Here is a 25,324-nt window from a genome sequence, read left to right on the forward strand (position 1 = left end):
GTGAGTGTCGAGACGGGTCGGGTCGGGCGGGGGTCACCAACTGCTGTGCAGCGGGCGCCCCTCCTCGTAGCCAGAGCGGCTCTGGACGCCGATCGTGGCCCGGGCGTGGAAGTCCGGCAGCGTGCGGGCCCCGGCGTAGGTGCACGAGGAGCGCACGCCCGAGGTGATGAAGTCGATCAGGTCCTCCACGCCGGGGCGGGCCGGGTCGAGGTACATGCGCGAGCTGGAGATGCCCTCCTCGAACAGGCCCGCGCGGGCGCGCTCGAAGAACGACTGCTGCTGCGTGCGGGCGCGCACGGCGCGCGCGGACGCCATGCCGAACGACTCCTTGTAGGCCCGGCCGTTGGGGTCGTGCAGCAGGGGGCCGGTGGACTCGTGCGTGCCGGCGAACCAGGAGCCGATCATGACCGCCCCGGCCCCGGCCGCGAGGGCGAGCGCGACGTCGCGGGGGTGGCGGACGCCGCCGTCGGCCCAGATGGCCTTGCCCACGTCGGCGGCCGCCTCGGCGCAGTCCATGACGGCCGAGAACTGCGGACGCCCCACGCCGGTCTGCATGCGGGTGGTGCACATGGCGCCGGGCCCGACCCCGACCTTCACGATGTCGGCGCCGGCCTCGATCAGGTCCAGCGTCCCCTCGCCCGTGACGACGTTGCCGCCGACCAGCGGCACCCGGACGCCGGTGGCCGCCTGGTGCGCGTCCCGGATCTCCCGGACCGCCACGATGGTCTCGAGCATGCGGTCCTGGTGGCCGTGCGCGGTGTCCATGACCAGCACGTCGGCGCCCTGCTCGAGCAGGAGCCGCGCCCGGTCCGCCGCCTCGCGGGAGATGCCGACCGCCGCGCCGATGGCGAGCCGGCCCTGGGCGTCGGTGGCGGGGGAGTAGATCGCCGACCGCATGGCGCCCTTGGTGGTGAGCACGCCGACCAGGTCGCCCGCCTCGTCGACGGCGATGGCGATCTTGCGGCGGGTCTCGGTGAGCGTGTCGAACACCTCGCCCGGGGTAGCCGTCGCCGGCACCAGCGTGAGGTCGGTCGTCATCACCTCGTGCACCGGCACGAACCGGTCGACGCCCGACGCCTCCGAGACCGACACCAGGCCGACCGGACGCCGACCCTCGAGCACCACCGCGACGCCGTGGGCGCGCTTGGCCACGAGGGGCAGCGCGTCGGCCACGATCGTGTCGGGTGTGATCGTGATCGGGGTGTCGAAAACCGGGTGGCCGCCCTTCACGCGCGCGATGGCCGTGGAGGCCGCGGCGCGGGACAGGTCCTGGGGGATGATCGCGATCGCCCCGCGGCGCGCGACCGTCTCGGCCATGCGGCGGCCGGAGATCGCGGTCATGTTCGCCACCACCAGCGGGGTGGGCAGGGACAGGCCGTCGGTGGAGGTGAGGTCGACGTCCATGCGGGAGCGGACCGACGAACGCGTCGGCGACATGAAGACGTCGTCGTAGGTCAGGTCGAACTCGGGCTTGCCAGTGGTGAAACGCACCGCGCCATGCTACCGACGCCACACCCACGGCGTGGTGGTGCCCACCGCGACGAGGCCCGCCCGCTCCAGGATCGGCCGGGAGGTCGGCAGGCAGTCGCTGTGCAGCAGCCGGACGCCGTGGGCCCGGGCATACCGCGCGCGGGCGGCCGTGAGTGCCCGGTAGACGCCCCGATGCCGCCACGCGGGGTCCACGGCCCCTCCCCAGAGCCCGGCGAAGGGGGTCCCGGGCACGACCTCCAGCCGTCCGGTCCCGACGAGGACGCCGTCGGCCTCGGCGAGCCACAGCGTGGTGTCCCCGTCGGCACCCGCGCGCCGGACCGTGACCGGCCCCGCGGACTCGCCGAGGGCGAGGTCGACGGGCCCGACCATGAGGGTCTCCTCCGGGCCGGGCACCAGGCCGTGCGCGCGCAGCAGGGGAGCGAGCCCGGGCAGGTCGTGGCCCCTGGTCTTCCACTCGAACTCGACCACGTCGGTGGCCGCGAAGTGGGCGATCGTGCGGGCCACCAGGGCAGGCAGGTCGGCCCCTGGCGCCAGGCGCCGATGGGTGACGAAGCCGGTGTCGCTGAAGCGCCCGCGGCAGAGGGGGCCGTCGGTGGCGACGTCCGTCGCCCCGGCGAGCTCGACCGGCCCGCGCAGGTGCTCGTCGTAGGCACCCAGGAGGGTGGCGGCGTCCTGTCCCACGGGGGTCAGGCTAGTGGGCCCGGAACGGCGAAGGGCCCCCTCCCGTGGGAGAGGGCCCTTCGTGGTCAGGCCACTCAGTGGAGCTGCTTGGGCTCGTCCTCGTGGTGGTGGGAGGCGGCGATCTCGTCACGCGTGGGCTTGACGATGTCGTCACCGGTGTACCAGGCGGACAGGCGGGCGCGGAGGCCGCTGACCTTGTTCGGGTCGCTGGTCTTGACGCCGTGCTCGTCGTGGGACGGGGTCTCCTCCAGCGGCGGGTACTGCCGGTGCTGGGTGAGCGTGAACGCCTCGTCGTCGGAGATCGGCACGTGCGGCTCGGAGTAGCCGCCGGCCGGGCTCCGGACGATGATGCCGGACTCGGACCCGTGGAGGACGCGCTCACGGTCGGCGCGCTGCAGCGACAGGCACAGGCGCTTGGTGATGATGAACGCGATCACGGGGCCGACGAAGACCGCAACGCGGAGGAAGTAGGTCACGGCATTCAGCGAGACGTTGAACTGCGTCGCGATGATGTCGTTGCCACCGCCAGCCCACATGAGGCCGTAGAAGGTCATGCCGGCCACGCCGAGCGCGGTGCGCGTGGGCGCGTTGCGCGGGCGGTCGAGGATGTGGTGCGGGCGCTTGTCGCCGGTCAGCCACGCCTCGACGAAGGGCCACACCGCGAGGGCGGTGTAGAAGATGCCCATCAGGACGGCGAACGGCAGGAAGATGTTCCAGGACCACGTGGTGCCCCCCCAGTGCGACTCCCAGCCCGGCATGATGCGGACCGCGCCCTCGACCCAGCCCATGTACCAGTCGGGCTGCGAGCCGGCGGTGACCTGGGCGGGGTTGTACGGGCCGTAGAGCCAGACCTGGTTGATCGACATCGTGGCGCCCATGAGGATCAGCACGCCGAACACGATGAAGAAGAAGCCGCCGGCCTTGGCCATGTAGACGGGGAACAGCGGGTAGCCGACCACGTTGTTCTCGGTGCGGCCGGGGCCGGGGAACTGGGTGTGCTTGTGGTACACGACCAGCGCCATGTGCGCCGAGATCAGGCCGAGGAGGATCGCCGGCAGCAGCAGGATGTGCGCCATGTAGAAGCGGGCGATGATCATGTCGCCGGGGTACTCGCCACCGAAGACGAAGAACTCGATCCAGGTGCCCACCAGCGGGATGGAGCGGATCGCGCCGTCGGTGAACCGGAGGCCGGTGCCGGACAGCAGGTCGTCGGGCAGGGAGTAACCGGTCATGCCGGCGATCATGCCGAGGCTGAGCAGGACGACACCGATGAGCCAGTTGAGCTCACGCGGCTTGCGGAACGCACCGGTGAAGAACACGCGGAGCATGTGCGCGGTCATGGCGGCCATGAAGAGGATGGCGCCCCAGTGGTGGATCTGGCGGACCAGCATGCCACCGCGGACGTCGAAGCTGATCTGCAGCGTCGACTCGAACGCCTGGCTCATGTGCAGGCCGCGCATGAGCTCGTAGCTGCCCTGGTACTCGATCTCGGCCATCGACGGACGGAACCAGATCGTCAGGAAGATGCCCGTGAGCAGCAGGACGATGAAGCTGTACAGGGCGATCTCGCCCAGCAGGAACGACCAGTGGTCGGGGAAGACCTTGCGCAGCGCGGCCTTGCCGAGCTTGGCCAGGCCGATGCGCTCGTCGAGCCACGTGGCCGGGGCGGGCATGGTCTTGAGGGCGCCACCCTGGTCGGGGGTACGGGTCTGGAGGACCTCGCCCTCCGCTGCGATGCCAGTGGGCTTGGCCATCACTCGTCACCGTCCTTGTAGTCGTTGCGCGAGTCGCGCTCGAAGTAGCTGGGGCCGACCGGCACCGTGAAGTCGCTCTGGGCGACGAGGTAACCCTCGGCGTCCACCTTCAGCGGCAGCTGGGGCAACGCGCGGGCGGCGGGGCCGAAGACCACGACGCCGGAGTTGCCCAGGTCGAACGTCGACTGGTGGCAGGGGCACAGCAGGTGGTGCGTCTGCTGCTCCCACAGCGAGATCGGGCAACCGACGTGGGTGCAGATCTTGCTGTAGGCCAGGATGCCGCCGACGTGCCAGTCCTTGCGGGACTCGGGGATCTTGATCGTGTTCGGGTCCATGCGGACCACGACCAGCGGCGTCTTGGACTTCATGTTCATGTAGTCCTTGCCGTGCAGGTCCCAGAGGTTCTCGGGCTCGGCGTTGACCAGCTGGCCGATCTCGATGTCGGAGGCCTTCAGGGGCAGGCGGTTGGCGTCGTTGACGACGCGGACGCCGTCGGCCCAGACGGTCTTCTCGATGGTCTCGCGGCGGACGGCCGCGGTCGGCCAGGGACCGAGGTCGGCCAGCGTCACCAGCGCCGGCACGGCGAGGATGCCGAGCGCGCCGCCGAGCGAGGTGACCAGCAGGCCACGGCGATGGACGCCCGCGTCGGCGATGCCCGCGTTGAGCTTCTCGACGAACGCGTCCTTCTCTTCGTCGGTGGACGCGGCGGCGTGCCGTTCCTCCGCGATCTCGGTGTCGTTCATCAACTGGCGCGACCAGTGGATGGCGCCGACACCGATGAGCAGGACGGCGAGGCCGCCCGTGAGGCCGAGCAGCAAGGTGTGCACGTGCCAGTTGACGCCCAGGAGGTTGGCCGTCGCGTGGCGCGGGACCGCGAAGTAGATCACCACGAAGGCGATCGCCAGCAGCGGGACCAGCCCGAAGATGCCCACGACCTGCTTGTAGGCGCGGTCGGCGGCCTTCGCGTCGACGTCGGTGTAACGCTCGGCGTGGTGCTCGATGCCCGGGTTGGGGATCGGGTGCAGCAGGGCGTCGTCCTCGGTCGTGGCGAGGGAAGTGGAGTGTTCAGGCGTCATTTCGCGCGTGCTCCCGTCGAAGCGATCCAGGTGGCGATCAGGCAGAGGCCGCCGATGCCGATGACCCAGCCGGCGAAGCCCTCGGTCACCGGGCCGAGGCCGCCGAGCGAGAAGCCGGAGGACGGCTGCTCCTCGATGCCCTTGAGGTAGCCGATGATGGCGGCGACGTCCTCGTCGGGGATGGCCCCGGCGGAGAAGACCGGCATCTGCTGGGGGCCGGTGCGCATGGCCTCGTAGATGTGAAGCGGCTCGACGCCGTGCAGTGCGGGGGCGTACTTGCCGTTGGGCAGGGCGCCGCCGTTGGCCGCGGCTTGGTGGCAGGCCGAGCAGTTGGTGCGGAAGAGCTCGCCGCCCCTGGCGATGTCCTCATCGGTCAGCGCGCTGTAGTCGTACGCCGAGCTGTTGGGGATGTCGGGGCCGGGGCCGAGGGTGTGCACGTAGCGGGCGATGTTGTTGATCTCCTCGGCGGTGTACTGCACCACCTTGCGGGGAGCCTGCGCACCGGGCTTCGCCATCGGCATGCGGTTCGTCGCCATTTGGAACTCGACCGCGGCGGCGCCGACGCCGACCAGGGACGGACCCTGGGTGGTGCCTTCACCGTTGAGGCCGTGGCACGAGGAGCACGTCACCTGGAACAGTGCCTTGCCCTCGGCGACCTGGGCGGACATGCCCGTGTCGGCGGCCACTTGGGTGGCGGGGGAGAGGGCGGCGTACAGCGCTCCCATGAGGAAGAGCGCGAGCACCAGCGAGAGGGGACGTGCCGCCCTGTGCCGCCTTCTGGAGGATCCGAGTCGCATCGATGCGCCTTTCGAAGTCGGGGACAGGTCAGCGGATGAGGTAGATCACCGCGAAGAGGATGATCCACACGATGTCGACGAAGTGCCAGTAGTACGACGTCACGATCGCGTGGACCCGCTGCTCATGGGTGAACGTGCGTGCCAGGTAGGTGCGCCCGATCATGAGCAGGAAGGCGATGAGGCCACCGAGCACGTGCAGGCCGTGGAAGCCGGTGGCGAGGTAGAACGCCGAGGTGTAGGCGTTGGTCTGGAGCACGAAGCCCTCGGAGGTCAGGAGGAAGTACTCGTAGGCCTGGCCGCCGATGAAGAAGGCTCCCATGATGAAGGTGAGGATGTACCACTCGCGCATGCCCCACGACGCCGGGTTGAGGATGCTGCCGGTGCGGGAGACGTAGCCCTTCTCCGCACGGAACACGCCGATCTGGCAGGTGATGGAGCTCAGCACCAGGATCGTCGTGTTGATCAGCGAGAACCACGGCAGGTTGATGCCGAACCAGTCCTGCATGAAGTGGGACGTGCCCCACTCCCACATCGTCGGCTCACCGGCCACCGCCATGGCGGTGGTGTGGTTGCGGAGGTTGAAGTACGCCGCGAACAACGCTGCGAAGAACATGAGTTCGCTGGCAAGCCAGATCACCGTGCCGACGGCCAGCATGTCCGGCTTGCCCTTGACGCCGTGGAGGCGTGCAGGGGCAATCGGGTGGATGGCACCGTGAGGGATGACCGGGACCGCGCTCGACTTCGATGTATTCGCCACGGGCGTCATTATTACCGGGGAACCTTCTCCGGGTCACGTCGGCCCGAGCCCCGGTGGACAAAAGGTGTCCGTTCGTTACCTGCCCGTGACCGTTTCGCGTCGGGATGGGCTGCCGTGCGCGTGTCCCGCACCGGGGCTACGATGACGGGACCGACCTTCTACAAGTGAGGACCCGATGAGCGAAGTCGCACCCGCCGGCAAGGCGACCATCCTGGTCTACTCCGACGACAGGAGCACGCGCGGCCAGGTGCGCGTGGCGTTGGGCCGCCGTGTCGCGGCCGACCTGCCCGAGATCGAGGTCGTCGAGTGCGCGACCCACCAGGCCGTCAGCCGGACGCTGGCCGCCGGTGGCATCGACCTGGTCATCATGGACGGCGAGGCCGTCCCGGCCGGCGGCATCGGCCTGTGCCGCCAGGTGAAGGACGAGGTCGCCAACTGCCCGCCCGTCGTGCTGCTGGTCGCCCGCGTCGCCGACGCGTGGCTCGCCACATGGTCGAGGGCGGAGGCCGTGGTCCCGTACCCGATCGACCCCGTGCGCCTGCCCACCTCCGTCGCCGATGTCCTGCGCGCCCGTCTGGCCAGCGAGGCGAACGCCCGGTGACCCGGACCTGGCCCGACCTGCTCACCTCCCTCGTCACCGGCCAGGACCTCGATCGCGACGGTACGTCGTGGGCGATGGGCGAGATCCTGTCCGGCGCCGCGACGCCGGTGCAGGTCGCCGGGTTCATGGTCGCCCTCCAGGCGAAGGGCGCGACCCCCGACGAGCTGAACGGGCTGGTGTCGGCCATGCTGGCCAACGCACGCCCGATCAGCCTCCCCAGCCGTGAGGCCGTCGACATCGTCGGCACCGGCGGCGACCGCGCCAACACCGTCAACGTCTCGACCATGGCCGCGCTGGTCGCCGCCGCCGCCGGGGCGAAGGTCGTGAAGCACGGCAACCGCGCCGCCTCGTCGGCCTGCGGCACCGCCGACTGCCTCGAGGAACTGGGCGTCGTCCTGGACCTCGATCCCGCGGTCCAGGGGCGCGTGTTCGACGAGGCCGGCATCGTCTTCCTCTTCGCGTCCCACTACCACCCGTCCCTGCGGCACGCCGCCGTGCCCCGGCGTGAGCTGGGGATCCGGACGACCTTCAACTTCCTCGGCCCGCTGGCCAACCCGGCCCGGCCGCTGGCCCAGGCCATCGGGGTCGCCGACCGGCAGATGGCGGAGCTCGTCGCCTCGGTGCTCGCCGACCGGGGGAACCGCGGGCTGGTGTTCCACGGCGGCGACGGGCTGGACGAGCTGACGACCACCACCACCAGCGACGTGTGGGTGGTCGCCGGTCGTCGCGTGGTCAGGACCACGCTCGACCCGCTCGACCTCGGCATCCCGCGCACCACCAAGGACTCGCTCGTCGGCGGGGGGCCGCCCCACAACGCGCAGGTCGTCCGCGACACCTTCGCCGGGCAGCCCGGCCCTGTCCGCGACATCGTGCTGCTCAACGCCGCCGCCGCGATCCTCGCCTTCGAGGGCCCCGACCCGGACGCCGACCTCGCCGGCCAGCTGGTCGGGCCCCTGGAGCGGGCCGCCGCCGCCGTGGACAGCGGTGCCGCGACCGCGGTGCTCGAGCGCTGGGTCGCCCTGACCCGCGACCTGGCCGCCTGACCCCGCCGGGGTCACCCGGCGACGGCGCGGAGGGCCAGGGCCAGGAACGGTCCGGCCAGCAGGCCCGGCCCGTAGGGGAAGGCCCCGCGGCCGCCCGCCAGACGGTGCACGACGCCGACCAGCGCGCTCGCGGCGGTGCCGAGCACGAGCGAGGTGACCACCAGCTCCACCGAGTGGAGGGCCGTCACCGCGCCGATGTTCGCGGCCAGCCGGACGTCCCCGTAGCCGAACGCGCCGGTCAACCTCCACAGCAGGTGGAACAGCCCGCCCAGGCAGGCGGCGCCGACGACCGAGGCGAGCAGGGGCGTCCACGCGTCGGCGGAGACGGCCACCACCCCGGCGCCCATCGCCGCCACGGCCCAGCCCGCGCGGGCGAGCGGCAGGGGCAGCCAGGTGGTGCGGGCGTCGATCCCGACGGCGACCACTCCCACGGTGCACAGGGACGCCCAGGCGAGCCAGTGCGGCCACGGCAGGACCGCCGTCGCCAGCAGGCCGGCGGCCAGCGCCACCGCCCCCACCGTGAGGACGAAGGCGGGGGTCGCCAGGTCGGCGTACGGGGGCTTGCCGTCCGCGTCCTCGGCCCGCGGCTCGGGCAGGGCGCGCAGGACCGGGACGGTCAGGACGACCGTGAGCAGGGCGCCGGCGAGCGCCGTGGCGGGGGTGGGCCAGAGCACCGGGCCAGCCTAGGCGGCGCGCGTCGCTCGCCGCAGGAGCGCCCGGTCGGCGGTCTCGGCGGCGACGCGGGCGCGCAGGGCGATGTCGGCGGGCACGCTCGCGGGCGTGCCGTCGGCCAGCCGGGCGACCAGGTCGGGCGAGCAGGCCAGCACCCGCGCGACCCGGGTGACGGGAACCCCGCGGGCCACGAGTTCGGCCACGCGGTTGCTGGCCGGGCCCGCGGCCACCCACACGCTGCGGAGCCGGGACAGCTCGACGGGGTCGATCGCCAGCAGGCGCTGGGCCAGCGCCCGCGGCAGCTTGCGCAGGCGCCGCGTGCCGGGCACGCCCACCAGGCGCTCGGCCGCGCGCAGCGGCACGTGGGCGTGCGCGGCGACCATCGCCCAGGGCACGCCGCTCGACGCGGACAGGTGGAGCAGGTGGGCGGCGAAGGGTGCGGCGTCGACCCACAGCGACGGGTCGACCGGGGTGACGGGACGGGACATGGGGCCTCCTGGGGGGAACTGCTACCCAGAAGGCCCGCGCGTGCGCCCGATTGTGAGCGGCCGGCGGGGACGAGATCCCGGAGACGACGAACGGGGCGCGACCGTGGTGGTCGCGCCCCGTCCGGGTCGGGTGGTGCGGGTGCCTCAGCGCTGGGCCTTGGTGAAGCCAGCCGCCTCGGCGGCCTCCTCACTGTTGAACCAGATGTCGGCGATCGTGCGCTCGTACCCGGCGTTCCCCTTGACGTGGAACTTCATCGAGCGCTCGTTGCCCTTGATGACGAAGCCCTCCGGCGGCTCGGACCCGACATAGGACCCGTCCCCGTGAGGGCTAGGAACGAAAGGGTCAGCATCGCCCTCCGCGGCCTTCTCGACGTCGTCGGCGTCGGCCGCGACCGGCTCGTCGCTGGGCAGCGGCTGGCCGCCGTCCTCGATCCACTGCTCTGCGGCGTCGACCTCGGTCTCCTCGTCGGCGGCGGCGGTGGCCAGGTCGTCGACGATCTTCTGCGGGGTCGTGGGGACGTACGGCTGGCTCGGCTCGTGGGCCTGCCACCCGGAGTCGTCGGGGGCCAGGAACTTCTTGATCGCGAAGGCGATCACGGCGAGCAGGCCACCGGCCAGGAGGACCTGACCGACCGTGGACCAGGCGGACTTCTTCTTCGCCGGGGCCGGCACCTGCGGCAGGTCGACCTTGGCGATGTCGTCGGCCGCGCTGTGCAGCATGTCGCTCAGCGCCGGCAGGAAGCCGTACTGGACCTTGCTGCGCGCGCCGTCGAGCTTCGGGGCGAAGCGGGCGTAGGCGTCGTCGACAGCGGGGGTGACGCGGTCCAGGACCTCGTCGAGCTTGGGCTGGACGGCGTCCATGGCGTCGGCCGCGATGCGGGCGCCCTTCTTCTTGACGTCCTTGGCGAGCGGACCGATGCGGTCGCTGGCCTCCCTGTAGGCGTCCTGGGCGCGCGGGGCCAGGTACTCCTGGGCCTGCTGTAGGTAGGCGCTCGCCTGGGCGAGGGCCTCCTTGCCGAGGTCGGTCGCGGCGTGGGTGGTGTCACCGACGGCGCGTTCGAACTGCTTCCGGTTCACGGTTTCCTCCGTAACGGTTGGGTTGTTCGCGTGATCGCGTGCGTCCACCGTACCCAAGGGACCCTCACCGCAACAGGACGAACGACGGGTAACCTTGGCCGGGCATGTGCGCTCTTCTGCGCTCCATCGATCGAAAGGAAGCACCGTGGCCCAGCAGGCGACGCTTCACACCAACCACGGCGACATCGTCATCAACCTGTTCCCGGAGCAGGCGCCGAAGACCGTCGAGAACTTCGTCGGCCTGGCGACCGGCACCAAGGAGTACCGCCACCCCGAGACGGGCGCGGCCACCACGGGCAACTTCTACGACGGCCTGACGTTCCACCGCATCATCGACGGCTTCATGATCCAGGGTGGCTGCCCGCTGGGCACCGGCACCGGTGGCCCCGGCTACCGCTTCGGTGACGAGTTCCACCCCGACCTGGCCTTCAACAAGCCCTACCTGCTGGCCATGGCGAACGCCGGCCCCGGCACGAACGGCTCGCAGTTCTTCATCACGGTCACCCAGACCCCGCACCTGAACTTCCGCCACACGATCTTCGGCGAGGTGGCCGACCAGGCCGGCCGCGACGTCGTGGACGCGATCGCCAAGGTCCGCACCGGCCGTGGCGACCGCCCGGTCGACCCGGTCGTGATCGAGTCGGTCGAGGTCACCGAGGGCTGATCCACCCGGCGTCCGCGCCGACACCACTCTCCTGACACCGGGGACGCGTCACGTCGCGTCCCCGGTGTCAGTTTCTGTCCATGGGGTGTCAGTCGCCCAGGGAGAAGGCGGCCTCGAGGTCGTGGGTCGAGTACGCCCGGAATGCCAGGTGGGTCTGGGTGCCGGTGACGCCCAGGACCTTGTTGATCCGCCCCGTCACGACGTCGGCGATCGCCTCGACGTCGCGGGTGCGCACCACCGCGATCAGGTCGACGTCGCCGGTCACCGAGTAGACCTCGGTGACGCTGTCCAGCGCGGCGACCTCCTCGGCCACCTCGCTCACCTGGTCGACGGCCGTGGTGATGAAGACGATGGCGGTGTTCATGGGGCCACACTAGCGAGTGCGTGCCGGGGCAGGTCCTCGATGCGGATCGACCCGTGCAGCGGCCAGGCCCAGTCGCCCTGCACCTCCATGATCCGGACGCCGGGGCTCTCCAGCCACGCGGCGATCCGTTCCGCCTCCTCCACCGTCCCTGCCGGCTGGCCCGGCAGCGGGGCGGGGACGTGCTCGGCCGCGCGCACGGCGTCCCGCGCGACCGCCTGGGGCACCTCGCCGGGCCGCGCCAGGGCGGCCGCCGCGAGCCGTGCGTGGCGGACGACGTGGATCTCCCACCCCTCGTCGGACCGCCTGGCCGCCACGAGCTCGGGGCAGGCTGCCAGCGCCTCGATGCGCCGCGCCCGGGTCGAGGCCCGGACGAACGACTCGAGCCGTGCGGTCAGGCGCTGGGCCTCCTCGAACCGCTCCTGCGCGATCAGGGCCGCCAGCCTGGCCCGGGGCCCCGACAGCACCCCGCGCACGTCGACGGTGAGGCAGGTGCGCACCGCCTCCACCACGTCGGCGTAGGCGGCGCGGCCGGTGGTGCCGTCACAGGGGGAGAGGCACTTGCCGAGCTCGCCGAGCGCGCAGCTGCCCGACGGCCGCCGCTCCGAGAGCCGCGCGGTGCACTGTCGGATCGGGAACGCCTCGTAGACCGCCAGCATCGTCTGCTCGGCCGCCTCGCGCCGGGAGAACGGCCCGAAGTAGGTCGCGCCGTCGTCGGCGACCTGGCGGACGATCGACAGCCGCGGGAACGCCTCGTCGGTGAGCTTCAGCCACTGCTGGCGCTCGGGGAACTTCGAGCGCCGGTTGTACCGCGGAGCGTGGGCCGCGATCAGGCGCAGCTCGAGCACCTCGGCCTCGAGCGGCGTGCGGCACACAGTCGTCTCGACGCCGGTGCTGATGCGCACCATCTCCTCCATCCGCGGTCGCTTCTCGGCGGCGGTGAAGTAGCTGCGCACGCGGTTGCGCAGGTTCACGCTCTTGCCGACGTAGAGCACCTGCCGCCGGGTCACGCCGTCGCGGTCGGGCAGGTCGGCGACGAACCGGTAGACGCCGGGGGCGGCCGGGACGTCGGACGCCATCGTGCGCTTGGCGCGCCGCTCGGGGGAGACCCCACGGGTGAACTCCAGCAGGTCCTCCAGCGTGTGGACGCCGAGGTTGCCGATGCGCTCCAACAATCCGTGGAGCACGTGGACGGTGGCGCGGGCGTCGGTCAGCGCCCGGTGGTTGGGCGCCTCGGGGGAGCGGAAGTGGCGCGCGAGGGTGGCCAGCTTCACGTTGGGCACCTCGTCGCGCATCAGGACGCCGCGGGCCAGCCCCACCGTGTCGACGACCGGGAAGCCGGGCCACGCGAGCCCCTGTGCGGCGCACGCCCGCTTGAGGAAGCCCACGTCGAAGCCGGCGTTGTGCGCCACCAGCACCGCGTCGCGGGCGAACTCCAGGAACGGCGGCACGACCTGGTCCAGGCGCGGGGCGTCGGCGACCATCGCGTCGGTGATGCCGGTGAGCACCTGGATCAGGGGCGGGATGTGCGTGCAGGGGTTCACCAGCGTCTGGAACTCGCCCACCACCTCGCCACTCTGTACCCGCACCGCACCGACCTCGGTGATCGTGGCGTCGGGGCCGGCGCCGGTCGTCTCGAGGTCGACGACCACGAACGCCGTGGTCGCCAGGTGGCGGCCCAGGTCGTCGAAGCTGGGCTGCACCGGGTGGGGGACAGGGCTGGTTGTCATGGCCCCGGACCCTACGTCCCGGCTCCGACAATCGAACGATCGGAACGCATGTGCGCATTTTGTCAGACCCGCCTGCGAGCGTGGGAGCATGGACACGCAGGTGATGGAGTACACGTCGTGCACGCGGCTCAGCGCCGACGAGCGGGCGGCGTTGGATTTGCTGGTCGGGGCCGGCCTGATGGCGCCCCCGAGGGCGGTGGGGTCACGCCGTGTGCGCGGCCGCCACCCGTTCGATGAACTGCAGGGAGGTCTCGACGATGAGGTTGGCGTCGTGATCCAGGGTCGCCACGTGGTAGCTGTTCGCCAGGCGCACCTCGGTGATGTCGTCCGAGGAGACCAGGCGCAGCACGGTGTCTGACGACGAGCCGGGCACCACGTTGTCGACCTCCGAGCGGAACAGCGCGATCGGGCAGGTGACGAGGTCCAGGCACGAGCGCACGTCGGCCCACAGCTTGTGCAGCTCGTGCACCCCGGCCACCGGCGTCATGTCGTAGGCGCCCTCGTCGACGCCCTCCTTGGCGATGTCGTTGCCGATGGAGGGGGTGGCGGGCACGAGGTACTTCAGCACGCCGGCGAACCTCGCCAGCGGGTCGACCGCGCCGAGCGCGGGGTTGACCAGCAGCAGGCCGGCGACGTCGGTGTGGTGCTGGGCCAGACGCAGGGTCAGCGAGCCGCCCATCGACAGCCCGGCCACGAAGACCGTGTCGCAGGTCTCGCGCAGGCTGCGGTACTCGGCGTCCACGGCGTCGTACCAGTCGCGCCAGCTGGTGACGTTGAGCTCCTGCCACACCGTGGCGTGCCCCGGCAGCACGGGCAGCGACACGGTGTACCCGGCCTCGGCCGTCTGCTCGGCCCAACCGCGCAGCGAGGCGGGGCTGCCGGTGAAGCCGTGGCAGAACAGGACGCCCACGGGTCCGCCGGGTGCGTGGAACGGGGCCATCTGGTCCGGGAGTGCCATGGCGTCATCGTACGGGGCCGGGGCACTAGGCTGGCGCGGCAGGAGGTCAGCAATGAGTTGGTACGGGTTCTTCAAGGTGCCCTTCACGCAGTTCGTCAAGCACGGCTACAAGGCGACGATCACGGGAGCCGAGAACATCCCGGCGACGGGTCCGGTCATCCTGGCCAGCAACCACGTCTCGTACGCCGACACCTTCCTGACCCCCGCCCTCATCAAGCGCCAGGTGACGCTGCCGGTCAAGGCCGAGGCGTTCCGCCGCGACCAGGGCCCCAAGTGGGCGGTGATCGGCTGGTTCCTCAAGGCCGTCGGCATGGTGCCGCTCGACCGCAGCGGAGGGCGCGCCGCGCTCGACGGGCTCGGCCCGGTCATCGAGGCCCTCGAGCAGGGCCGCGTGGTCGGCATCTACCCCGAGGGCACCCGCTCGCCCGACGGCCGCCTCTACCAGGGCAAGACCGGCGTGGCACGCCTCGCGCTGTCCACGGGGGCACCCGTGGTCCCGGTCGGCATCCTGGACGCCGACATCGCCGGCACGAAGTTCGGCATCCCGTGGGTCGAGCGCCCCCGCATCATCGTCGGCGAGCCCCTCGACTTCTCGGTCTGGAAGGGCATGCAGGACGACCGGGCGATGGGCCGCTGGGTGACCGACGAGGTCATGGCCGCCATCCAGAAGCTGACCGGCCAGACCTACGTGCAGGCCTACGCCGCCTCGGTGAAGTCGGGGTCGATGGACGCCGCCGAGGCGGACCGCCGCGTCCGGGAGCGCCCGGGTGGTGGGCCCCCGCCGAAGGAGCCCACGGGCGGACTATCCTGACCCGGTGTCGACGACGATCCCTGCCCTGACCGAACTCCACGCGCGCGGTGCGGCCCAGCAGCCGACCTATCCCGACGCCGCGGAACTCGCGACGGTCGTGTCCGAGCTGCGCCAGCGCCCGCCGTTGGTCTTCGCGGGTGAGGCCGACGCCCTCAAGTCCCGCATCGCCGACGTCGCCGCCGGCCGCGCGTTCATGCTCCAGGCGGGGGACTGCGCCGAGACGTTCGGCAACGTCACCGCGGTCAACATCCGCAACGCCCTGCGCGTGCAGCTGTCGATGGCTGTCGTCCTCCAGTACGCCGCCCAGGTGCCGGTGGTGAAGGTCGGCCGCATCGCCGGCCAGTACGCCAAGCCGCGCAGCAGCGACGACGAGACCCGCGACGGCGTGACCCTGCCGTCCTACCGCGGGGACGCCGTGAACGGCCTCGACTTCACCCCCGAGGCCCGCGCCCACGACCCCCGCCGCCTGCAGGAGGTCTACAACTCCTCGGCGGCGACGCTGAACCTGGTCCGCGCGTTCGTCAACGGCGGGTTCGCCGACCTGCGCACGGTGCACACCTGGAACACCGACTTCGTCCGCAACTCCCGGGTCGAGGCCAAGTACGAGGCCCTGTCGGAGGAGATCGAGCGCGCGATGGGCTTCATGGTCGCCTGCGGCGTGCCCGACGACGCCTTCCGGACGGTCAACTACTGGGCCTCTCACGAGGCCCTGCTGATGGAGTACGAGCACGCGCTCACCCGCATCGACTCCCGCACCGGCCTGGCCTACGGCACTTCGGGCCACCTGCTGTGGATCGGCGAGCGCACCCGCCAGCTCGACGGCGCCCACGTGGAGCTGCTCAGCAAGCTGCGCAACCCGATCGGCATCAAGCTCGGCCCGAGCGTCACGCCCGACGACGTCCGCGCCTTGGTCGAGAAGCTCGACCCCGACCTCGAGCCCGGACGCCTCACGCTCATCACCCGCATGGGGGCGGGCAAGGTCCGCGACGCGCTGCCGCCGATCGTCGAGGCCGTCGAGAACACCGGCCGCAAGGTCGCGTGGGTGTGCGACCCGATGCACGGCAACACCTACTCCACGGCCAAGGGCCACAAGACCCGCGCGTTCCCGGTGATCTGGGACGAGGTCGACGGCTTCTTCGACGTCCACGCCGAGCTGGGGACGTGGCCCGGCGGCGTCCACATCGAGCTGACCGGCAACGACGTCACCGAGTGCGTGGGCGGCGTCGACGAACTCGACGAGGACACCCTCTTCGACCGCTACGAGACCGCCTGCGACCCCCGCCTGAACCGCAACCAGGGCATCGAGCTGGCGTTCTACCTCGCCGAGCGCCTCCGCGAGGACATCCGCCGGCGCGGCTACAACCCCGTGCAGGACTTCGAGCCGCAGGAGATGTGATGATCGACCTCCGCTCCGACACGCTCACCCAGCCGTCGGAGGCGATGCGCGCGGCCATGGCCGCCGCACCGGTGGGCGACGACGTCTACGCCGAGGACCCGACGATCGGTGAGCTCGAGCAGCGCGTCGCCGAGCTGCTCGGCCACGAGGCGGGCCTGTTCTGCGCCACCGGCTCGCTGGCGAACGTGCTCGGCGTCGCGCAGCACGTGCGCCCCGGGCAGGAGGTGCTGTGCGACTCGGGCGCGCACATCGCCCGCGCCGAGATGGGCGCGCACGGGGCGCTGACCGGCGTCACCATGCGCACCTGGGTGACGCACGACGGCAGGACCGAGCCCGAGCTCGTCGAGGAGCTGCTGGCCCCCGACGCCGGCCCGTACCTGGTGTCGACCGCCTGCGTCGCGATCGAGAACACCCACAACTTCGGCGGCGGCACGGTGCAGCCCCTGGACGCCCTCACGCAGACCAGCGCGCTGTGCCGGGACGCCGGCGTCCGGCTGCACCTGGACGGCGCCCGGCTGTGGAACGCCCACGTCGCCACCGGCACCCCGCTCGCCGACTACGGCACCCTCTTCGACACGGTCAGCGTCTGCTTCAGCAAGGGGCTGGGCGCACCGGTCGGCTCGGTGCTGGTCGGATCGGCCGAGGCGATGGCGAACGCCCGCGTGCTGCGCAAGCGGCTCGGCGGGGGCTGGCGCCAGGCCGGCCTGCTCGCCGCCGGCTGCCTGTACGCGCTCGACCACCACGTCGAACGGCTGGCCGACGACCACGCAGCCGCCTCGGCGTTCGCCGCCGCGGTCACGGCCGGGTCGTCCGTGACCCTGGCCGATCCGGAGACCAACATCGTCGTCGTCCCGACCGGGTCGCTCCCGGCCACGGAGGTGGTGGCGCGGGCCGCAGCCCGCGGCGTCCGGGTGTCGACGGTGGGGGCGCGCGTGGTGCGCGCGGTGACCCACCTCGACGTCACGACCGCGCAGTGCGCCGACGCCGGGGCGATCCTCGCCGAGGTGCTTCAGGCCTGAGCGGCGGCCGCCTGCGTGGCCAGGGCCTCGTCGAGCACCGCCCGGTTGCCCGGCCGCACGACGCGCGCGACCTCGACGCCGTCGTGCAGGAACACCAGCGTCGGCCACAGCTTCACCCGGTAGGAGCGGCCCAGGGGGCGCCCCTTGCCGTCCTCGACCCGGATGCGGCGCACCTGCGGCTGCTCGGCCAGCGCCGGCTCGATGAACCGGGACGCCGCGATGCAGTAGCCGCACCAGTCCGTGCCGAACTCGACCACGACCGGCCCGGTGGTCGCGTCGACCTCGTCGCGGGTCAGCTGCTCTTCCTCGTATCCCGTAGCCATGCGCACAGCCTAGGCTGGCCGCCATGAAGATCACGCACCTCGGACACGCGGCCGTCCTCCTCGAGGTGGCGGACCGGCGGGTCCTGTTCGACCCGGGCAACTTCTCCGACCGCTGGCACGCGCTCACCGACCTCGACGCGATCGTCGTCACCCACCTGCACCCCGACCACGTCGACCCCGAGCACGTCGGCGCGCTGCTCGCGGCCAACCCCGACGCCCAGGTCTGGGTCGAGCCCGGCGTTCTGGACGCCGTGGACCTCGGCGACCGCGGCCACGGGATCGCCGAGGACGAGTCGGTCGAGCTCGGCGGCGTCCGCATCGACGCGGTCGGCGGGCTGCACGCGGTGATCCACCGCGACATCCCGCGCATCGGCAACGTCGGGCTGGTCGTCACCGCCGAGGGGGAGCCCACGTTCTTCCACCCCGGCGACTCCCTCGACACGGCGCCGGCGGGTGTCGACGTGGTCGCGGTCCCGGTGATGGGGCCGTGGGCGGCGATGAAGGAGCACATCGACTTCCTGCGCGAGCTCGGGGCGGGGCAGGGCTTCGGCATCCACGAGGCGCTGCTGTCCGAGCGCGGCTGGAAGCTGTCCCACGGCCGGTACAACGAGATGACCCCCACCACCGTCCACGACCTGCGCGCGGGCACGCCGTGGGAGCCCACCGCCTGAGGGTGGTAGGAAAGGGGGCATGACCGCACCGTCCCCGGCCGTCCTCGACTGGCTCTCCCGGCTGATCGCGATCGACACCACCAGCCGCGACAGCAACCTGCCGCTGGTCGAGGCCGTGGCCGAGCACGCGCGCTCGCTCGGCCTGGAGCCGCACCTGTTCCCGACCGCGGACGGCACGAAGGCCGCGCTGGTCGTCAGCGTCCCGGACGCCGCGGGCTCGACCTCCGGCGGCATCATGCTCAGCGGCCACAGCGACGTCGTGCCCGTGGACGGGCAGGCCTGGAGCTCCGACCCGTTCACCCTCGACGTGCGCGGCGACAAGGCCTTTGGCCGGGGGACCGCCGACATGAAGGGCTTCGACGCGGTCGTCGTGGCGGCCCTGGCCGACCTCGTGGCGGAACCGCTGAGCGAGCCCGTGCACGTCGCGCTGTCCTACGACGAGGAGGTCGGCTGCATCGGCGCCCAACCCCTCGTCGACGGGATGGCGTCGGTCGGCATCCACCCGCGCGTGTGCTTCGTCGGCGAGCCCACCTCGATGCGGATGATCCGCGGGCACAAGTCGATCAACCTCGTCCGGGTCACCGTCCGCGGCCTCGCCGCGCACTCGTCACTGACCGCGCAGGGGGTAAACGCCATCGAGCACGCGGCGTCCGTGGTGCGGTACTGGCGCGAGCGCAGCGACGCGTGGCGGGCCGACGGGCCGTTCGACGAGGCGTACCCGATCCCGTACACGACCGGGTCGGTCAACCTCATCGAGGGCGGCAACGGGGTCAACATCATCCCCGCCGAATGCTCGGTCACGCTCGAGTTCCGCTCCATCGGGACGCCGGACGACGACCGCGCCGACGTCGACGCCCTCATCGCCTTCTGCCGCACGGTGGAGGAGCGGATGCGGGCCGAGGCGCCCGACCAGGAGGTGTCCGTCGAGGTCGACGTGCAGACGATGACCGCCGGCTTGGACACCCCGTCCGACGCGCCGGCGGTGCGGCTGGGGCAGGCCCTGGGCCTGGCGGTCCAGGACGACAAGGTCACCTACGGCACCGAGGCCGGCATCTACGCCGCGGCGGGGATCTCGACCGTGGTGTGTGGGCCGGGCGACATCGCACAGGCGCACAAGCCCGACGAGTTCGTCGAGCTCGACCAGCTCGCCGCGTGCGAGGCCTTCATCGGGCGGCTCGTCGCGCACCTGCGCGCCTGACGAACTTCGCGACCTCCTCGACGGCGAGGATCACCACCCCGGCGCCGACGGCGAGCGCCCACTGCGCCCAGCCGAGCCCGACGGTGCCGAACGCCGACTGCAGGAACGGCACGTGGACCACCGCGACCTGCGCGGCCGTGGCGAAGGCCAGCGAGGCCCACAGCCAGCCGTTGGTGAACAGGTGGTCGAAGGCGCTGGCGAGGTCGGAGCGCGCGTTGAGCGCGTTGAACAGCTGCATGAACACGAGCGCGGTGAACACGGTCGTGCGCGCGGTGGCGAGCTGCGCCTCGGCGGGGACCAGGTGCTCGAGGCCCGAGAGCAGCCCGCCGGGCAGCGTCAGGTCGTAGACGACGAGGCCGACCACACCCATCGCGAGCCCGATCGTGATGATCCGGCTCCACATGGCGCGGTCGATGATCCGGTCGGTGGGCCGGCGCGGGGCGCGCGCCATCACGTCGTCGATCTCGGGGTCGACGCCCATGGCCAGGGCCGGCCCGGAGTCGGTGACCAGGTTGATCCACAGGATCTGGGTGGCCAGCAGCGGCACGACGGTCGCCGCCGGGTCGGCCGGGTCGGCCAGGCCGATGACGCCGGCCAGCACCACGCCGAGGAACACGGTCGCGATCTCGCCCATGTTCGAGCTCAGCAGGTAGCGCATGAACTTCTTGATGTTGTCGAAGATCACCCGGCCGCGCTGCACGGCCACCACGATCGTGGCGTAGTTGTCGTCGCCGAGGATCATCTCCCCGGCCTCCTTGGTGACCTCGGTGCCCGTGATGCCCATGGCGATCCCGATGTCGGCGCTCTTGAGCGCCGGCGCGTCGTTGACGCCGTCGCCGGTCATGGCGACGACGTGGCGGTCGGCCCGCAGGGCGTCCACGATGCGCAGCTTGTGTTCGGGCGCCACGCGTGCGTAGACCGAGGTGCGGCCCGTCGCCTCACGCAGGCCGGCCTCGTCGAACGCGTCGAGCTCGCGCCCGGTGAGCACCGCGGGCTCCTCCTCGTCGGTGATGCCCAGGTCACGGGCGATCCGGGAGGCGGTGACCGGGTGGTCGCCGGTGATCATCACCGTGCGGATGCCGGCCCGGTGGGCTTCGGCGATCGCCTCGGCGGCCTCCGCGCGCGGGGGGTCGATGATGGCAACGATGCCCAGGAAGGTGAGCCCCCGCTCATGCTCCTCGGTGAATTCCTCGTCGTCGTCGGGGGTGGCGTCGCGCCGGGCGACGCCGAGCGTCCGGTAGCCCCGGCGGCTGAGGTCCTCGATGGTCCCGTGCAGCTCCCCCCGGCGTCCGTCGGTCAGCGGGCGCACGTCGTCGCCCACCTGCTCGGCGACGCAGTGCTCGAGCAGCACGTCGGGGGCGCCCTTGGCGAGGACGCGCGCGAGGCCCTCGCCCTCGTGCGCGCCGAGGACGCTCATCATCTTGCGCTCCGACGAGAAGGGCACCTCGGCGGTCCGCCGGAAGCCGGCCACCCGCTGGGCCACACCCTCGAGCTTGTGCTGGGCCACGAGGAACGCGCCCTCGGTCGGGTCGCCCTGGACGTGCCAGGCCCCGTCGACCTCGCGCAGTTGCGCGTCGTTGGCGAGCGACCCGGCCGTCAGGACGCGGCGGGCCTCGGCCAGCGTGGGGGCGGGACCCTCGACGGTCGCCCCGCCGGTGGGGGCGTAGCCGGTGCCCTCGAGCAGGACGCGCCCGGACGCCGTGACCACCTCGCGCAGGGTCATCTCGTTGCGCGTCAGCGTGCCGGTCTTGTCGGAGCAGATCACCGAGGTCGAGCCGAGGGTCTCGACCGAGTGGAGGTCCTTCATCACGGCGTTGCGGCGGGCCATGGCCTGGACGCCGATGGCCAGCACCAGCGACAGGATCGCGGGCAGGCCCTCGGGCACGGCCGCGACGGCGAGCGAGACGCCCAGCAGCAGGATCTGGACCGCGTCGGCCAGCGACGACGCCCCGTTGAGCAGCGCCATCGTCACCATCACGACGACCGCGATGCCGATCACGAGGACGCCGAGGGTCCGCGAGATCTTCTCGATCTCGACCTGCAACGGCGAGGGCGCCCCCTCGGTCTCGTCGAGCAGCGTCGCGATGCGGCCCATCTCGGTGTCCATGCCGGTGGCGGTGACGACGGCGCGCCCGACGCCGCTGGCCACGGCGGTGCCCTTGAACACCATGTTGGTGCGGTCGCCGATGCTCGCGGGGGCGTCGAGCGGGGCGGGGTCCTTGGTCGTGGCCACGGACTCGCCGGTCAGCGACGCCTCCTGCACGCGCAGGGCGGTGGCGGTGAGCAGGCGGGCGTCCGCGCCCACGGCGTCCCCCTCGGACAGTACGAGGAGGTCCCCGGGCACGAGGTCGGCGGAGGCGATGTCGGTGAGGTCGCCGTCGCGCAGGACGGTGACGTGGGTGGCGGTCATGTCGGCCAGGGCGGCCACCGCGTCCTCGGCCTTGTTCTCCTGGACGAAGCCGATGACCGCGTTCGCCAGCACGATGAGCGCGATCACGACCGCGTCGACGGGGACGCCGGGGGCCCCCTCCGCGACCCACGCCAGGACCGAGATGGCGATGGCGCCCAGGAGCAGGTAGACCAGCGGGTCGGCGAACTGGTGCAGGAAGCGCAGCCAGGCGGGGTCGCGCGGCGTGCCCTGCAGTTCGTTGGGGCCATGGCGTTCCAGGCGGGCGGCGGCCTCAGCCGCCGTCAGGCCGGTCCTCGGGTCGACGCCGAGTTCCTCGGCGACGGCTTCAGCGGGGTCCGTGGTGAATTCGCTCAAGGCGAGTCTCCGGTTCACGAGAGTTCCCTTCTCAGGGTACCCCCGCCGCGGGTGGTCGGCCGGGCGGGCCGTCGCCGCACCTCAGACGAGGTTGATCACCACCGTCGAGCCCTTGCGCACGCTGGTGCCCTCGCCGGGCTCGACGCTCAGCACCATGCCGAAGCCGCCGTTGACCAGGCGCTTGAACTGGGGCACGAGCCCCGCGTCGCGGATCTTCTGCGCGACCGTCTCGGCGCCCTGGCCGCGCAGGCCGGTGGGCACCTTGACCATGACCGGGCCCTTGGACACGACGGCCGTCATCGACCCGCCGCGGTGCAGCTGGCCCTCGGCCGGGTTCTGAGAGATGACCGCGCCCTGCGGGACAGTGTCGTGGTTCTCGTCGGTGGTCTCGAGGGTGATCAGGTTCTCCTTGGCCCAGGCCTGCAGCTCGGCGAGCGGCTTCTCGGCGAAGCTGACGACCTCGACCGGGGCCGGGCCCTGCGACACGACGAGGTCGACGGTGGTGCCGCGCTTGACCTGCTCGCCGGGCGCCACGCCCTGGGAGATGACGGTGCCGGCGGGGACCGTGTCGTGGTGCTCGTCGGTGACGGTGCCGAGGGCCAGCGATCCCGAGGCGATCAGCTGCTCGGCGTCGGCGCGGGTCTGGCCGGTGACCTCGGGCACCGCGAACCGCTCGGGCCCGCGGGAGATCCACGCGGTCATCGTGCCGTCCCGCAGCACGCGTCCGCCCTCGGCGGGCTCGGTGCGGATGACCTGGCCGGCGGGGACGTCCTCGCTGTAGTCCTGCTGGAACGTGACGTGCAGTTCGGCGAGCGCGGCGGCGGCCTCGGCATCGGCCTGGGTCAGGGTGGCCATCGCGGGGGCCGTCGTCCAGCGGCCCTCGAGCAGGTACCAGCCGCCCCAGCCCGCGCCGCCCAGCACGGCGAGCACGGCCAGGACGGCGACCAACCGCCGCCAACGGCGTCCGGACGCCTCGGGCCGCGGTGCGCGGGACGAGGTCGACGGGGTGGGGGCGGCCGACAGCTCGGGCAGCGCCCGCGTGTGCGGCGACTGCGGCGAGTAGGGGACCGGGCCGGTGCTGTAGAACGGCGCGCCGTCGATCGAGACGTCGAAGGTCGGCGAGACGGGCGTCACCGGCGTGAACCGGCGCTCCGCGCCCAGCCGCGGCGGCAGCGTCGGCACCGGGGTGGTGTGGCTGTCGGTCGGCTCGGGCTCGGTGCGGCGCATCCGGGCGACGAGGGCGGGGTCGTCGACCACGCCACGGGCCAGGGCGTCCTTGGCCGCGCGCAGGTGGCCGAGCAGCACGCCGGCGTCCAGCGGGCGGTTGTGCCGGTCCTTGTTGGCGGCGGCGGTGACGAGGGCGTCGACGTAGGGCGGGATACCGCCCCGGCCGCCCTGCCACGTGGAGGAGACCTCCATCGACGGCGCCGAGATCTGGTTGTGCACGTGGCTGTAGGCGACCTGGATGGGGGTCTCGCCCTGATGGGGCTTGCGGCCGGTCAGCATCTCGTAGAGCACGATGCCGAGCGAGTAGACGTCGGACCGCGCGTCGGCGCGGCCCTTGGTGACCAGCTCCGGGGCGATGTAGCTCACGGTGCCGATCACGAGGCCGGTGGTGGCGGCGTTGGAGTTCGCGGTGACCGCGCGGGCGAGGCCGAAGTCGGCGACCTTGACCTGGCCGCGGTCGGAGATCAGGACGTTCTCGGGCTTGATGTCGCGGTGGATCAGCCCGGCCGCGTGGGCGGCGGCCAGCGCGGACGCCACGGGCTCGACGAGCTCGATGGCCCGGCGCGGGTCCATGGGGGCCTCGCGGGTGATGAGGTTGCGCAGGGTGAAGCCCTGCACGTACTCCATGACGATGTAGGGGCGCCCGCCGTCGCTGCCCTGGTCGAACACGCTGACCACGTTGGCGTGGGACAGGTGCGCGGCCGCGCGGGCCTCGGTGTCGAAGCGGATCGCGAAGTCGTCGGCGTCGCCGAGCCCGTCGTTCATCACCTTGACGGCGACGGTGCGGCTCAGGCGCAGGTCGTTCGCGACGTAGACCGTGGCCATGCCGCCGCGCGCAAGCTTCTTGACGACCTCGTACCGGTCGTCGAGCACGTGGCCAACCAGGCCACTGTTGCGGTCAGTCGTCAACACGAATCTCCGGCATGGATCGGGGAAGGGAAGGCATGCCAGGCCCGATCCGAGTGTGGCACGCGACCGCCGCGACGACGGCGCCGACCCGCCGGGGTGTGGCAGGCTGGACCCGTGACCGCACTGATGGGGATTGCCACCCGGCTGAAGCTCGCCCGCCTGATCCACATCGTCGCCGACGAGGGCGACACGGTGGGCCCGCTGGCCCGCGCGTCGTACGCCGGCGGGGCCGACGCCGTGATGCTCGACGAGGGGCTCGCCGAGGTCGTGTTCGACGACTCGGCGCAGGCCGGGCTCGACGCGATCACCGAGGCCGCCCGCGCGACCCAGGGCCTGACCGCCTACTTCGGGCGCCCCGTGCGCGCGGCCGCGCTGTCACCCGACCTGTTCGTGCTTTCCGACGACGAGGCCAACCCGGCCCGCACCCGCAAGCTGGTGGGGGAGTGGACGCTCATCGGCCGCCGCTGCAACACCACCGAGGAGACCGAGGCCGCCCTGGCCCACCCCGACGTCGACTTCCTGCTCGTCGGGCCGGGCCTGCCGCTCATCCGCCACGCCGCCGAGCACGCGCCGCAGCACGACCCGAAGTCCAAGCCGTGGTTCGCCGTGGGCGGCATCACGCTGGAGTCGCTGCCCGCCGTCATCCGCGGCGGCGCGAAGCGCGCGGCTGTGGGCGGGGCGATCACCCGGGCGTCCAACCCCGAGGCCGCGGCGATGGCGCTCAAGGACATCCTCCGCGAGGCGTGGAACGACGACGAGCGCATGGAGGCCGTCACGGCGTCCGCGTTCGGCCCCTCGCCGAACCTCAGCTTCGGCAAGCCGGTCAGCCCGCCGCCGACCGACCTGCACCTGTAGG

At 72.2% G+C, this 25,324-nt stretch carries 24 protein-coding genes and 1 pseudogene; 9 read left to right on the plus strand and 16 right to left on the minus strand.

Translation table 11 applies throughout. The features are described 5' to 3' along the window. Positions 1 to 33: 33 nt before the first annotated feature. The 6 genes from J4N02_RS05380 to J4N02_RS05405 all read right to left on the minus strand — a co-directional run bounded on the left by J4N02_RS05380 (position 34) and on the right by J4N02_RS05405 (position 6,454). A complete protein-coding gene (locus J4N02_RS05380; RefSeq protein ID WP_182814546.1) occupies positions 34 to 1,491 on the minus strand; it encodes a GuaB1 family IMP dehydrogenase-related protein in 1,458 nt (485 codons plus the stop codon). Between the two features lie 9 nt (positions 1,492 to 1,500). Then, positions 1,501 to 2,172, minus strand: a complete 672-nt coding sequence (locus tag J4N02_RS05385; RefSeq protein ID WP_208091138.1) for a GNAT family N-acetyltransferase — start codon at positions 2,170 to 2,172, stop codon at positions 1,501 to 1,503. 74 nt (positions 2,173 to 2,246) lie between these two features. Beyond that, positions 2,247 to 3,926, minus strand: coding sequence for a ubiquinol-cytochrome c reductase cytochrome b subunit (locus tag J4N02_RS05390; protein WP_188332665.1), 1,680 nt, complete (start codon positions 3,924 to 3,926; stop codon positions 2,247 to 2,249). Next, on the minus strand, positions 3,926 to 5,002 hold the full coding sequence (locus J4N02_RS05395; RefSeq protein ID WP_375539330.1) for a Rieske 2Fe-2S domain-containing protein: 1,077 nt from the start codon (positions 5,000 to 5,002) through the stop codon (positions 3,926 to 3,928). Before J4N02_RS05395 ends, J4N02_RS05390 begins: the two co-directional genes overlap by 1 nt. Next, positions 4,999 to 5,799 (minus strand): c-type cytochrome, encoded by an 801-nt coding sequence (locus J4N02_RS05400; protein ID WP_182814548.1) that lies wholly within the window; start codon positions 5,797 to 5,799, stop codon positions 4,999 to 5,001. Before J4N02_RS05400 ends, J4N02_RS05395 begins: the two co-directional genes overlap by 4 nt. Before the next feature lie 28 nt (positions 5,800 to 5,827). Further along, positions 5,828 to 6,454, minus strand: a complete 627-nt coding sequence (locus J4N02_RS05405; protein ID WP_220491910.1) for a heme-copper oxidase subunit III — start codon at positions 6,452 to 6,454, stop codon at positions 5,828 to 5,830. A 277-nt stretch (positions 6,455 to 6,731) separates the two neighbouring features. Here J4N02_RS05405 and J4N02_RS05410 point away from each other — a divergent pair, with 277 nt between their 5' ends. After that, positions 6,732 to 7,157, plus strand: coding sequence for a response regulator transcription factor (locus J4N02_RS05410; protein WP_188332666.1), 426 nt, complete (start codon positions 6,732 to 6,734; stop codon positions 7,155 to 7,157). Further along, complete coding sequence (gene trpD, locus J4N02_RS05415; protein ID WP_243760880.1) at positions 7,154 to 8,200, plus strand: anthranilate phosphoribosyltransferase; 1,047 nt, start codon at positions 7,154 to 7,156, stop codon at positions 8,198 to 8,200. The genes J4N02_RS05410 and trpD overlap by 4 nt, the downstream gene beginning before the upstream one ends. Before the next feature lie 11 nt (positions 8,201 to 8,211). Here the strand turns inward: trpD and J4N02_RS05420 are convergent, their stop codons facing one another. The 3 genes from J4N02_RS05420 to J4N02_RS17160 all read right to left on the minus strand — a co-directional run bounded on the left by J4N02_RS05420 (position 8,212) and on the right by J4N02_RS17160 (position 10,437). Further along, on the minus strand, positions 8,212 to 8,874 hold the full coding sequence (locus J4N02_RS05420; RefSeq protein ID WP_188332668.1) for a prepilin peptidase: 663 nt from the start codon (positions 8,872 to 8,874) through the stop codon (positions 8,212 to 8,214). A gap of 9 nt (positions 8,875 to 8,883) precedes the next feature. Continuing rightward, positions 8,884 to 9,360, minus strand: coding sequence for a hypothetical protein (locus tag J4N02_RS05425; RefSeq protein ID WP_188332669.1), 477 nt, complete (start codon positions 9,358 to 9,360; stop codon positions 8,884 to 8,886). Positions 9,361 to 9,504: 144 nt separating this feature from the next. Beyond that, positions 9,505 to 10,437 (minus strand): hypothetical protein, encoded by a 933-nt coding sequence (locus tag J4N02_RS17160; RefSeq protein ID WP_188332670.1) that lies wholly within the window; start codon positions 10,435 to 10,437, stop codon positions 9,505 to 9,507. A 145-nt stretch (positions 10,438 to 10,582) separates the two neighbouring features. On the opposite strand from J4N02_RS17160, the gene J4N02_RS05435 reads away from it, so the two are divergent. Continuing rightward, entirely contained in the window at positions 10,583 to 11,101 is a 519-nt protein-coding gene (locus tag J4N02_RS05435; protein ID WP_188332671.1) for a peptidylprolyl isomerase, read from the plus strand. An 88-nt stretch (positions 11,102 to 11,189) separates the two neighbouring features. Here the strand turns inward: J4N02_RS05435 and J4N02_RS05440 are convergent, their stop codons facing one another. From J4N02_RS05440 to J4N02_RS05450, 3 genes are all read right to left on the minus strand, one after another. Beyond that, positions 11,190 to 11,465 carry an Lrp/AsnC family transcriptional regulator gene (locus J4N02_RS05440; RefSeq protein WP_182814556.1) on the minus strand — a complete coding sequence of 92 codons (276 nt, stop codon included), beginning with the start codon at positions 11,463 to 11,465 and terminating at the stop codon, positions 11,190 to 11,192. Then, on the minus strand, positions 11,462 to 13,192 hold the full coding sequence (locus J4N02_RS05445) for a DEDD exonuclease domain-containing protein (RefSeq protein WP_182814557.1): 1,731 nt from the start codon (positions 13,190 to 13,192) through the stop codon (positions 11,462 to 11,464). Before J4N02_RS05445 ends, J4N02_RS05440 begins: the two co-directional genes overlap by 4 nt. 202 nt (positions 13,193 to 13,394) lie before the next feature. Further along, entirely contained in the window at positions 13,395 to 14,150 is a 756-nt protein-coding gene (locus J4N02_RS05450) for a carboxylesterase (protein WP_188332672.1), read from the minus strand. A 52-nt stretch (positions 14,151 to 14,202) separates the two neighbouring features. On the opposite strand from J4N02_RS05450, the gene J4N02_RS05455 reads away from it, so the two are divergent. From J4N02_RS05455 to J4N02_RS05465, 3 genes are read left to right on the plus strand one after another with little or no spacing between them, the layout of a single operon-like run. Next, on the plus strand, positions 14,203 to 14,961 hold the full coding sequence (locus J4N02_RS05455) for a 1-acyl-sn-glycerol-3-phosphate acyltransferase (protein WP_188332673.1): 759 nt from the start codon (positions 14,203 to 14,205) through the stop codon (positions 14,959 to 14,961). A gap of 4 nt (positions 14,962 to 14,965) precedes the next feature. Next, positions 14,966 to 16,357 (plus strand): class II 3-deoxy-7-phosphoheptulonate synthase, encoded by a 1,392-nt coding sequence (locus tag J4N02_RS05460; protein ID WP_182814560.1) that lies wholly within the window; start codon positions 14,966 to 14,968, stop codon positions 16,355 to 16,357. Continuing rightward, on the plus strand, positions 16,357 to 17,376 hold the full coding sequence (locus tag J4N02_RS05465) for a low specificity L-threonine aldolase (protein ID WP_188332674.1): 1,020 nt from the start codon (positions 16,357 to 16,359) through the stop codon (positions 17,374 to 17,376). Before J4N02_RS05460 ends, J4N02_RS05465 begins: the two co-directional genes overlap by 1 nt. Here the strand turns inward: J4N02_RS05465 and J4N02_RS05470 are convergent. Next, a complete protein-coding gene (locus J4N02_RS05470) occupies positions 17,367 to 17,699 on the minus strand; it encodes a thioredoxin family protein (protein WP_182814562.1) in 333 nt (110 codons plus the stop codon). The two genes, J4N02_RS05465 and J4N02_RS05470, sit on opposite strands and share 10 nt — an antisense overlap. 23 nt (positions 17,700 to 17,722) lie before the next feature. On the opposite strand from J4N02_RS05470, the gene J4N02_RS05475 reads away from it, so the two are divergent. Together J4N02_RS05475 and argE are read left to right on the plus strand one after the other, a co-directional pair. Continuing rightward, on the plus strand, positions 17,723 to 18,370 hold the full coding sequence (locus J4N02_RS05475) for an MBL fold metallo-hydrolase (protein ID WP_188332675.1): 648 nt from the start codon (positions 17,723 to 17,725) through the stop codon (positions 18,368 to 18,370). Positions 18,371 to 18,389: 19 nt separating this feature from the next. After that, the gene (gene argE / locus J4N02_RS05480) at positions 18,390 to 19,568 is read left to right on the plus strand and encodes an acetylornithine deacetylase (RefSeq protein WP_188332676.1); all 1,179 of its coding nucleotides are present in this window, start codon (positions 18,390 to 18,392) and stop codon (positions 19,566 to 19,568) included. Here the strand turns inward: argE and J4N02_RS05485 are convergent. The 3 genes and pseudogenes from J4N02_RS05485 to pknB all read right to left on the minus strand — a co-directional run. Beyond that, complete coding sequence (locus tag J4N02_RS05485; protein WP_188332677.1) at positions 19,534 to 22,332, minus strand: cation-translocating P-type ATPase; 2,799 nt, start codon at positions 22,330 to 22,332, stop codon at positions 19,534 to 19,536. The two genes, argE and J4N02_RS05485, sit on opposite strands and share 35 nt — an antisense overlap. An 81-nt stretch (positions 22,333 to 22,413) precedes the next feature. Continuing rightward, a complete protein-coding gene (locus J4N02_RS17365) occupies positions 22,414 to 22,632 on the minus strand; it encodes a PASTA domain-containing protein (protein WP_375539333.1) in 219 nt (72 codons plus the stop codon). After that, positions 22,627 to 24,444, minus strand: a pseudogene (gene pknB / locus J4N02_RS05490) (Stk1 family PASTA domain-containing Ser/Thr kinase); the annotation flags it as partial. The gene J4N02_RS17365 and the pseudogene pknB, both read right to left, overlap by 6 nt. Before the next feature lie 138 nt (positions 24,445 to 24,582). Between pknB and J4N02_RS05495 the strand changes: the two are divergent. Next, complete coding sequence (locus tag J4N02_RS05495; RefSeq protein ID WP_182814566.1) at positions 24,583 to 25,323, plus strand: thiamine phosphate synthase; 741 nt, start codon at positions 24,583 to 24,585, stop codon at positions 25,321 to 25,323. Position 25,324: the final 1 nt, after the last annotated feature.

It is taken from the genome of Propioniciclava sp. MC1595 (assembly GCF_017569205.1).
Lineage (GTDB): Bacteria > Actinomycetota > Actinomycetes > Propionibacteriales > Propionibacteriaceae > Propioniciclava.

What these genes read in the sequence shown, in the direction of transcription:
- J4N02_RS05390 (WP_188332665.1), bottom strand. Translation starts at nt 3,926, where the DNA reads ATGGCCAAGCCCACTGGCATCGCAGCGGAGGGCGAGGTCCTCCAGACC.
- J4N02_RS05395 (WP_375539330.1), bottom strand. Translation starts at nt 5,002, where the DNA reads ATGACGCCTGAACACTCCACTTCCCTCGCCACGACCGAGGACGACGCC.
- J4N02_RS05400 (WP_182814548.1), bottom strand. Translation starts at nt 5,799, where the DNA reads ATGCGACTCGGATCCTCCAGAAGGCGGCACAGGGCGGCACGTCCCCTC.
- J4N02_RS05405 (WP_220491910.1), bottom strand. Translation starts at nt 6,454, where the DNA reads ATGCTGGCCGTCGGCACGGTGATCTGGCTTGCCAGCGAACTCATGTTC.
- J4N02_RS05410 (WP_188332666.1), top strand. Translation starts at nt 6,732, where the DNA reads ATGAGCGAAGTCGCACCCGCCGGCAAGGCGACCATCCTGGTCTACTCC.
- J4N02_RS05425 (WP_188332669.1), bottom strand. Translation starts at nt 9,360, where the DNA reads ATGTCCCGTCCCGTCACCCCGGTCGACCCGTCGCTGTGGGTCGACGCC.
- J4N02_RS05440 (WP_182814556.1), bottom strand. Translation starts at nt 11,465, where the DNA reads ATGAACACCGCCATCGTCTTCATCACCACGGCCGTCGACCAGGTGAGC.
- J4N02_RS05445 (WP_182814557.1), bottom strand. Translation starts at nt 13,192, where the DNA reads ATGACAACCAGCCCTGTCCCCCACCCGGTGCAGCCCAGCTTCGACGAC.
- J4N02_RS05450 (WP_188332672.1), bottom strand. Translation starts at nt 14,150, where the DNA reads ATGGCACTCCCGGACCAGATGGCCCCGTTCCACGCACCCGGCGGACCC.
- J4N02_RS05455 (WP_188332673.1), top strand. Translation starts at nt 14,203, where the DNA reads ATGAGTTGGTACGGGTTCTTCAAGGTGCCCTTCACGCAGTTCGTCAAG.
- J4N02_RS05465 (WP_188332674.1), top strand. Translation starts at nt 16,357, where the DNA reads ATGATCGACCTCCGCTCCGACACGCTCACCCAGCCGTCGGAGGCGATG.
- J4N02_RS05470 (WP_182814562.1), bottom strand. Translation starts at nt 17,699, where the DNA reads ATGGCTACGGGATACGAGGAAGAGCAGCTGACCCGCGACGAGGTCGAC.
- J4N02_RS05475 (WP_188332675.1), top strand. Translation starts at nt 17,723, where the DNA reads ATGAAGATCACGCACCTCGGACACGCGGCCGTCCTCCTCGAGGTGGCG.
- argE (WP_188332676.1), top strand. Translation starts at nt 18,390, where the DNA reads ATGACCGCACCGTCCCCGGCCGTCCTCGACTGGCTCTCCCGGCTGATC.
- J4N02_RS17365 (WP_375539333.1), bottom strand. Translation starts at nt 22,632, where the DNA reads ATGACGGCCGTCGTGTCCAAGGGCCCGGTCATGGTCAAGGTGCCCACC.